We start from the raw sequence: 7,679 nt of genomic DNA, 5'->3' as shown, positions 1-7,679 counted from the left end.
CGCCGTCCATCTGGGCCTCTGCCGCCCGATCCGTCTTGCGGGTCAGCTCGACAGACAGCCCGCGCATTTCCTGCGCAGCCCTTGAGGCTGCATGAAGCGCGGTATGATCTTTTTCGAGAGCGGTGGTCAAAACGGCGGCAATGGCCCTGCCGTTTTTTGTCCAGTCCGTTTGCTTGGCAATGGTCTGAACGTAGGTGCGGGCATCCTTGGTGGAGGCTGATGTGGAAGCCGCTTGTTTCTGTACGTCAATCAGCGTGGTGGTGTTCTCTGCCATCGCTTCCAGCAGGGCGTCCAGTTTTTCATCATCCATCTTGGGCAGCCTTCTCATCGAGGTCGGACAGGAGCGGTTGCAGCTCTTTCACATCAAGGTCGCGTGTGACCCTCTCGCGTAAGAGAGCCGCCAGCTTCGCGGCAGCTTGGGGGCTTTCCAAAGCAGCCTTTGCAACAACAGCGCCCACAACGATTTTGACGCGGGTGTCACTGGCCTTCTTTTTGGTCCTGAGCCGCGCGAGCTTTGATTCAGCCGATGCGATTTGTTGTTGAAGCGTTTTCACTTTTATTCTCCCTAGGGTTGGGTTAACTATTAGGTAATTCAGCGACAGCAGTAAAGGCGGGATATCACGTAAGTGCTCACCTATACGTCGCAAGCGACGTGTGAGCGAAGGACCGCTGCGCATCCTTTCGAAACCAAGCCAAGAGGCGATCATGGCGATTTATCATTTTGATGCATCTGTGATATCCCGCAGCAAGGGACGGTCTGCAACCGCCGCCATCGCTTATCGCACCGCCGAGGTGATCAAAGATCATCGGACGGGCGAGGTGCATGACTACACCCGCAAAGGCGGTGTCCTGCACACAGAGATCATCGCACCGGACCACGCGCCAGCGTGGGTGCATGATCGCTCATCGCTGTGGAACGCCGTCGAGGACGCCGAGCGCCGCAAAGACGCGCAGGTGGCCCGCGAGGTGCGCGTGGCCCTGCCGTCCGAATTGACCACCGCGCAAAACGCCGACCTTGTGCGGGCGTTTGTGCGCGAGCAATTCGTGGCGCGTGGCATGATCGCGGACGTGGCTATTCACGCCCCAGGGCGCGAGGGCGATCAGCGCAACCACCACGCCCACATCATGCTGACCACCCGCGAGGTTGGCCCCGAAGGGTTCGGGGCCAAAGAGCGCGACTGGAACGCCAAAGACCTGTTGGTCGATTGGCGTCAGTCATGGGCGGAGCATGTGAACGACACGCTTGAGCGGTGCGACATCCACGAGCGGGTCGATCACCGCACGTTGGTCGCGCAACGCGCTGACGCTTTGTCTCTGGCCCATGACGCCAAAGAGCGCGGCGACGAGCCGGCACAGGCCGAGCACATGGCGCGGGCCGTGGAGCTGGACCGCCCCGCCCTGCCCGGCATGAGCGCCGGATCGTGGAGCATGATGCGGCGCGGTTTGACCACGCCAGCCGCTGAACGCTGGCAGGATGTTAAGCATCTCGCCGCACAGGCCCGCGAGATTGCCGCCGAGTTCAGGGATTGGGCGCGGGACTGGCTGGATCGGCTGGTGGACGGGATGCATGAGCGCACGGTCGCGGACGGTCTGTCGATGCGTCAGCGTGATCCGCAGTCGCCTCTTGAACGCCTCAGGGCCGTCCAAGAGGCCGCACGGGAAGGCCGTGCCACCGCAGATGCGCCCCAGACCGCCCTTGATCGCCTACAGGCGGCGCGGGATGGTAGGGACCGCGACACAGGCGCGGACGTGCTGCGCAACGAAGAACGGGCGGGCCATGATCTACAGCAGCAGGATGCCGAGCGGGAGCAGGCAGTGGAGAAGGAGCGCGAACGCTTGCTGGAGAAAGAGCGGGTGGCTGAGCGCGAAGGGCTGAGTCACAGTTGATAATGGGTGTTCAAATGGTAGGTTTCGGGTGTATCTGAAAATCTGCTAGATCTTCATGAGGCTTGAGCTTATACGTGTCCCAAAAGGAAAAAATATGAATGCTCAAGAAAAAGTAATCCGCCTCGATAGAGATGCAAACGCTGTCTTAAAGGCTCAAAGTAATCTCAAATTCATGAGGGGCCTCGAAGACGGTTCCATGGATTTGATTGTTACTTCACCTCCCTACAATATTGGTAAATCATACGAGAATCGGTCGTCTCTTGATCAGTATGTGAAGGATCAAGCACAGGTAATTTCCGAGTGTGTCAGACTACTAAGCCCTACGGGGTCGTTATGCTGGCAGGTCGGAAATCATGTGAAAAATGGCGAGATATTTCCTTTGGACATGGTTTTATATCACTTGTTCAAAGATCACGGGTTGAAGTTGCGCAACCGGATTATCTGGCATTTTGAGCATGGACTACATTGTAAAAATAGACTGTCTGGACGCTATGAAACTATCCTTTGGTTCACCAAAAGCGACGAATATACGTTCAACTTAAATCCGATCCGCGTGCCATCTAAGTATCCGAATAAGAAATACTACAAAGGTCCGAAAGCTGGGCAGCTTTCCGGCAACCCTCTAGGTAAGAATCCGGGCGACATGTGGGTCTTTCCAAATGTCAAAAACAACCATGTTGAAAAAACAATCCATCCTTGCCAGTTTCCTGTCGAGCTGGTCGAACGGTTAGTTCTATCTCTCACCAATGAAGGCGACACAGTATTCGATCCTTACATGGGTGTTGGCTCCACGGTTGTAGGTGCCTTGATGCACAATAGAGAGGGATATGGCTGTGATATTTCAAAAGAATACGTTGATGTTGCTTGGGAGCGTGTTCACGCCCTTAGAGCTGGAACGCTGAAAACACGTCCGATGAACAAGCCGGTCTACGATCCAACACAAAAGAATGGCGGTCACTGATGCGTATTGTTGAGTATTACTCACACCTCAACGGGCTTGAGTATTTAATGGTTCATAAACCGGAGATGTGGGAGGAGATACAGCAGGTTATCGCAAATGTTGATGCTACCCAGTTCAAGACTAAGGTTTCCAAAGAGAAAACTATGAAGGGCAAAATGCTCTACGCCCCCATTGAAATGAACAAGGCGATGGATAAGGAATTTCAAGATCGAGGGTGGTCAGAATCCCGTACATCATATTGGGTTACAAAGGATGCAAACCTCATACGTAAGACTATGACGATGGACGCTAAAGAGCAGAAAGCAGAAATCATCGAGAGCGGACAAACCCCTATATTTTCGTTCAACCAAACTGACTTCGTGAAAAACCGCGTTGCAGTTGAGGTTCAGTTTGGGAAGTATGCGTTTGTCGCCTTTGATCTCTTTGTTAAGCACATGGCATTTTTTGTGGGTGATGTGATTGACCTTGGAATCGAGATATTGCCTATGAAAGAGCTACAGTCCGAAATGTCCTCCGGCCCAGGCTATTATGAAGGCGAACTTTACAATCTAATCCGGCAAGGCAGAGGCAGTCCAGCTGTTCCTCTCGTTGTTATTGGCATCGCGCCGTAATGCAGCTCTGGTAGTAATTGAGGTTGCACCCTAGGGTGTTAGCGAAGAAAATTTGAGGTGTATCCATGGCCAAGCAACCTGCGAAACAGAGTGAAAAGAAGACAGGTGGCTTAGAAATTCCACTTAAGGTCAAAGCCCTGCCTATTACTCAGGGGGCGCACACCTTTTTCGTTTTTGTGCTAGATGCGAAAACACTCTGGTCTTTCGTCTCAATCAGCAGAAGGCATGACGAAAAAGACGAGGGGTATCAAAGGGTCCTGTCTAACTCGCGCGTAGATTCTGCTGTGAAGTTCATTCAATCAGGTGAACCCATCCCAAACAGCATACTATTAGCGTTAGAGGGCGCTACCTATGACGCAGACAATTTTGAACTAGAGATACCTGCTGGTACGGACGTTGGTTGGGTTATTGATGGTCAACACCGTCTGGCAGCAGCTCATACGGCTTCTGAAGAGGGTAAGGACATCGAATTATGCGTTGTTGCATTTGTTGATGTCGAACTTACATTCCAAATTTCTCAGTTCATCACAATTAACCGTGAAGCAAAGGGTGTTCCAACCTCTCTGCTTTATGACCTCCTTAAACATCTTCCTGGCGAGAGAAAGCCTGTAGAAATCGCAAACGAGCGTGCGGCGGAGATTGCCAATAGCTTGCGGAAAAAAGAAGATTCTGTTTTTCGAGATCGAATTGTTGTTATCTCCTCACCACGACGAGGATCCCAGTTGTCCATCACAAACTTTGTGAGAAAAGTTGCCCCATTAGTTCATCCTGAACGGGGGAGTCTAAGAGTTTGGACGCTCAAAGAGCAAACTGGAATAATTGATAATTACTACGACGGTTTAAAAGAGGCATTTCCAGAGCAGTGGGATTTGTCTGAAAATATCTTTTTTCAGACAATCGGTTTTGGTGCTATAATTAACGTCTTTGAAGAGATGTTTTCTTCAGTGTTTGCCGCAAAGGGAAGGTTTCGCAAGTCGGATGTGGCGGAGGAGTTTGCGAAAATTTCAGGCTTTGATTTTAAGCAATGGTCTTCTTACGGGTCCGGCAATAAAGCTGAAATTCAAGCGGCCCAAGACTTGCGGTTAGATTTGGCCCGGGCGCGAGCGTTAGATGAAAGCACACCAAGCATTGATCTTGGATAAGTGTTGTTTCAATGAAAACTTGGGATGCTGCCTCCTCGAAAATAAAAAAGCGTAAGGTAATCGTTTGGCAGGAACTGAGTGTTCAAACCCCTTTTGAATACGACCCCTCTGATCCAGATGCATACTTCTCAAGTTTTCTTGAGGAAAATGCCCCTGAAGCAGCAGATATAGTTTTGGATCGAGTGGACCGGGATAGGCTATGGGCCGCTGAAATTGTGGTTACGACTCAAAAGTTTCTACACGTGCTCCGCTTGACCGAGGGGCGCGCAAGAGAGGGGCATGTCACATGGGCTTCAACAGACGCGCACCATGCACTCCTTTTAGGTGTAAGATGTTTTCTTGCCACATTGGGTGTGGGTATATGCCAGGGTCGAAATCGAGCGCATTTAGTGGATTTTCGTCCAGAAAAAGGACGCCCTCAGGATGAGAAGGCCTTTAAAAAGCAACATCGTAACGTTGTTAATCCACTCAGGGTTCTTACGCCAACCCCCAAAAATATAGACCAGCGGCAAATCTTTGAACTTTTCAACCGAATGCTTAGAGTGGCCGTTCACGAAGACTCAAGCAAAATTTTGGTCGAAAATTTGGAACGACTGAAATTGGGCGCACATAAGAGCGAGAGAAATCGGCTACTTTACCAAAGCAGTTACTGGCATTGGCTGGAGGACTTGAATTGGCCAGCCATTGAGTTTGAGGTACGAAGCGAAATTCCCAAGGGCGCAGATGGACTGACGCGAGACTTTTTCGCGGTTTCTCTAGTTGCAGATTTGGTGCTTAGAAGCATTAATCCTCTATCATCAAAGTTAAGAATCCAAAAAACGTTTTTTGAGCCACTTGGGCATGATGGCTCGTGTGTAGCAGATACACTTTCATTCCTCAGGCTCTGAACCTTCTCATCATTTACATACTTGTCTTGAACAATCCGAAAAACCCGCGCCGTGCACCCTGTCTTGTACGTTGATCTGTTAGTATAGCCGTAAGCTGTCGGCGTTCTTCGCCTTCACGGTCGAGGCGTTCGCGCAGGTCAGCTACAGTTTCGACCATGTTTTCGGTCAGGGTGTTTGCTGCTTTAACTTCGGCGCGTAACCGCTCAATTTCAATACGGTTTTCGTGGTCTGATGTGGGGGTAAGTGCCGGTTTTTCTGACTGGTTAGAGGTGGTTGCGGGAAACACTCTATACAGTTCTGAAGGATCAATCTCATATCGTCCTTGATCATCTTTGGGTGCGCTCAGGCGCCCTTCTTTTATGGCTTTTAGGATTGTACCTTTTGCCTTTCTGCAGGACTTAGCCGCTTCATTTAGTGTCATGGTCATGCCCGGTTTTCCTCGTGGTCAGTTTTGGTTTTTTTGACTGGTCATGACCAGTTTGCCACATTTGTATAATCAATCAAGTAGACACCCTTTTATGACCAAATTGTGAGAACCTTCTATCGCGTGGATGGCCGCTTTTTCAGCCACCCAATAAATGAGCCGTCAGGTGATTTTGGTGGGTTGCCCTTGGCCGTTTGCTCTTGCGCAAATTCGCGCCAGTCCTGCTCAGCAGCGTAGTAATCAAGCCCCTTTTCATGCGCGATGGCACGAGCTTGATCTTCGGTTTCAGCTTTTAAACTGAGCGGTACAAAAGACAATCTATCCTCTTTTCGTGGCCGGACTGTCACCATGTCATTGTCACCCAGATGGAACTGGTAGAACGGCGTATTATCTTCTTCGATAACTTGGCGCAAATTTAGACGGAACCGTTTGAGTGGTGCGTTGCTGCCCGTTTTGGCTTGTAGCTTGTCAAGATTGATTTGCCACCGTTTCTGGTTGCCACAATGCTTGCGTGCTATCTCGTATAAACGCCGTTCCAGGGGGCGGCGGAGACGAAAATAGTCGTTTGAAATTGTTACTACTTCGGTAGATTCAATCGCCCTCAAGAGCCAGTCGGACAGAATGACCTCGCAATAATCAAGGCGGAACCGATCATCATCATGATAGACGAACCCGCTCCCGGATTCGATCAGAGAGAAGAACCTTGTCTCGCCTCTGCCGCCCGCTCGAATGTTCGTGACAAATTGCGCGCCTTGAAGGCGAGAAAACGCATCTTCTAACCTTTGATAAGAGTTGCCGCCTGTCTTACGGTTTGTCGCCATTAAGAGTTCACGAGCAGAAAAACGAACCTTCTTTCCTATAGGCTTGCCCTGATTTTTTAAGTGCATCAGTTGGCTAATGCAGAAAATAAGAATGTCCTTATCGAATATCGTAGGCAGACCTTTGGCTGACGGCCGAATTTTAAGAACACTATTTCCCGACCGATACTCTAAGTGTCGCATGTCTGGCTTTGTGGCCAAACTGAATATTGGGTGCTCCATCGAGGCAGTGTCGTCTTTTGGAACGACATCAGAAATGTCGAGGACGAAGAAGTCGCGTTGAGGGTGACGAACAGGAAAAAGGGCCATAGTGCACTAATAGCCTAAGTTCGTACTATCAGGAACCTAAATATTAAGATTTAAGGTTCGTACCTTTCGGAACCAAAGTTCGTACCTTTCGGAACCAAAGTTCGTACCTTTCGGAACCTAAACAGTTACTTTGTCACTTTCAGTCAATGGGTTGCGTGGCGCGTAACACTATATTTAACTATATTAACACTACAGGGTAAAAATGGGCTCTAAAATATCATGCGTAAGGGTCTTAGAGAACCATCAGCTAATTGCTGAGAATGAACCTTATGAGGCGTCTTGCCAGATGACGCAGGCAAGACGGTCGTTGGAGGGCATGGTCTCCCCGCCGAGTGTTTTGCAGTCAGCATCAGTTGCGTCCAGCTTGAGCGCGTTGCGTGCCTCCCAGAAATGATCAAACTTTGAGGCTGGCTCCCGCGCAAAGAAGCCTACAGCGCCACAGAGCGCCCCTATGAGAGCGATCACACCCATTCTGCGCCACTTACCCTGCTCATGGGCCTCCTGCGCGCTCTGGAGGCGCTGAGCGGCGGCGTGGAGTTTGCTGACGCCGTCCATCTGGGCCTCTGCCGCCCGATCCGTCTTGCGGGTCAGCTCGACAGACAGCCCGCGCATTTCCTGCGCAGCCCTTGAGGCTGCATGA

At 50.6% G+C, this 7,679-nt stretch carries 10 protein-coding genes; 5 read left to right on the top strand and 5 right to left on the bottom strand.

The features are described from left to right. A partial coding sequence (locus GGR95_RS18615; RefSeq protein WP_184568372.1) for a hypothetical protein occupies nt 1-310 on the bottom strand: 310 nt, incomplete at its 3' end. Further along, the gene (locus tag GGR95_RS18610) at nt 303-554 is read right to left on the bottom strand and encodes a hypothetical protein (RefSeq protein ID WP_184568371.1); all 252 of its coding nucleotides are present in this window, start codon (nt 552-554) and stop codon (nt 303-305) included. The genes GGR95_RS18615 and GGR95_RS18610, both read right to left, overlap by 8 nt. Before the next feature lie 151 nt (nt 555-705). On the opposite strand from GGR95_RS18610, the gene mobQ reads away from it, so the two are divergent. The 5 genes from mobQ to GGR95_RS18585 all read left to right on the top strand — a co-directional run bounded on the left by mobQ (nt 706) and on the right by GGR95_RS18585 (nt 5,488). Beyond that, nucleotides 706-1,887 carry a MobQ family relaxase gene (mobQ, locus tag GGR95_RS18605; protein ID WP_184568370.1) on the top strand — a complete coding sequence of 394 codons (1,182 nt, stop codon included), beginning with the start codon at nt 706-708 and terminating at the stop codon, nt 1,885-1,887. Nucleotides 1,888-1,981: 94 nt separating this feature from the next. After that, nucleotides 1,982-2,848 carry a DNA-methyltransferase gene (locus GGR95_RS18600; protein ID WP_184568369.1) on the top strand — a complete coding sequence of 289 codons (867 nt, stop codon included), beginning with the start codon at nt 1,982-1,984 and terminating at the stop codon, nt 2,846-2,848. After that, a complete protein-coding gene (locus GGR95_RS18595; protein WP_184568368.1) occupies nt 2,848-3,459 on the top strand; it encodes a BglII/BstYI family type II restriction endonuclease in 612 nt (203 codons plus the stop codon). Before GGR95_RS18600 ends, GGR95_RS18595 begins: the two co-directional genes overlap by 1 nt. Nucleotides 3,460-3,524: 65 nt before the next feature. After that, entirely contained in the window at nt 3,525-4,601 is a 1,077-nt protein-coding gene (locus GGR95_RS18590; protein WP_184568367.1) for a DGQHR domain-containing protein, read from the top strand. An 11-nt stretch (nt 4,602-4,612) separates the two neighbouring features. Beyond that, entirely contained in the window at nt 4,613-5,488 is an 876-nt protein-coding gene (locus GGR95_RS18585) for a hypothetical protein (protein WP_184568366.1), read from the top strand. A 13-nt stretch (nt 5,489-5,501) separates the two neighbouring features. On the opposite strand, the gene GGR95_RS18580 is transcribed toward GGR95_RS18585, so the two are convergent. The 3 genes from GGR95_RS18580 to GGR95_RS18570 all read right to left on the bottom strand — a co-directional run. After that, nucleotides 5,502-5,915, bottom strand: a complete 414-nt coding sequence (locus GGR95_RS18580; RefSeq protein ID WP_184568365.1) for a hypothetical protein — start codon at nt 5,913-5,915, stop codon at nt 5,502-5,504. Between the two features lie 113 nt (nt 5,916-6,028). Beyond that, the gene (locus tag GGR95_RS18575) at nt 6,029-7,039 is read right to left on the bottom strand and encodes a replication initiator protein A (RefSeq protein WP_184568364.1); all 1,011 of its coding nucleotides are present in this window, start codon (nt 7,037-7,039) and stop codon (nt 6,029-6,031) included. Between the two features lie 267 nt (nt 7,040-7,306). After that, nucleotides 7,307-7,679, bottom strand: a 373-nt coding sequence (locus GGR95_RS18570) for a hypothetical protein (RefSeq protein ID WP_221385032.1), incomplete at its 5' end; no start/stop codon positions are given.

Origin of the sequence: Sulfitobacter undariae, assembly GCF_014196805.1 — a bacterium.
GTDB classification, from domain to species: domain Bacteria; phylum Pseudomonadota; class Alphaproteobacteria; order Rhodobacterales; family Rhodobacteraceae; genus Sulfitobacter; species Sulfitobacter undariae.
The sequence above is the reverse complement of the archived record's forward strand: the minus strand, read 5'-3'. Positions and strand labels throughout refer to the sequence as shown.

Coding starts and splice junctions, on each gene's coding strand:
- mobQ (WP_184568370.1), top strand. CDS start 706: ATGGCGATTTATCATTTTGATGCATCTGTGATATCCCGCAGCAAGGGA.
- GGR95_RS18580 (WP_184568365.1), bottom strand. CDS start 5,915: ATGACCATGACACTAAATGAAGCGGCTAAGTCCTGCAGAAAGGCAAAA.
- GGR95_RS18575 (WP_184568364.1), bottom strand. CDS start 7,039: ATGGCCCTTTTTCCTGTTCGTCACCCTCAACGCGACTTCTTCGTCCTC.
- GGR95_RS18600 (WP_184568369.1), top strand. CDS start 1,982: ATGAATGCTCAAGAAAAAGTAATCCGCCTCGATAGAGATGCAAACGCT.
- GGR95_RS18595 (WP_184568368.1), top strand. CDS start 2,848: ATGCGTATTGTTGAGTATTACTCACACCTCAACGGGCTTGAGTATTTA.
- GGR95_RS18590 (WP_184568367.1), top strand. CDS start 3,525: ATGGCCAAGCAACCTGCGAAACAGAGTGAAAAGAAGACAGGTGGCTTA.
- GGR95_RS18585 (WP_184568366.1), top strand. CDS start 4,613: ATGAAAACTTGGGATGCTGCCTCCTCGAAAATAAAAAAGCGTAAGGTA.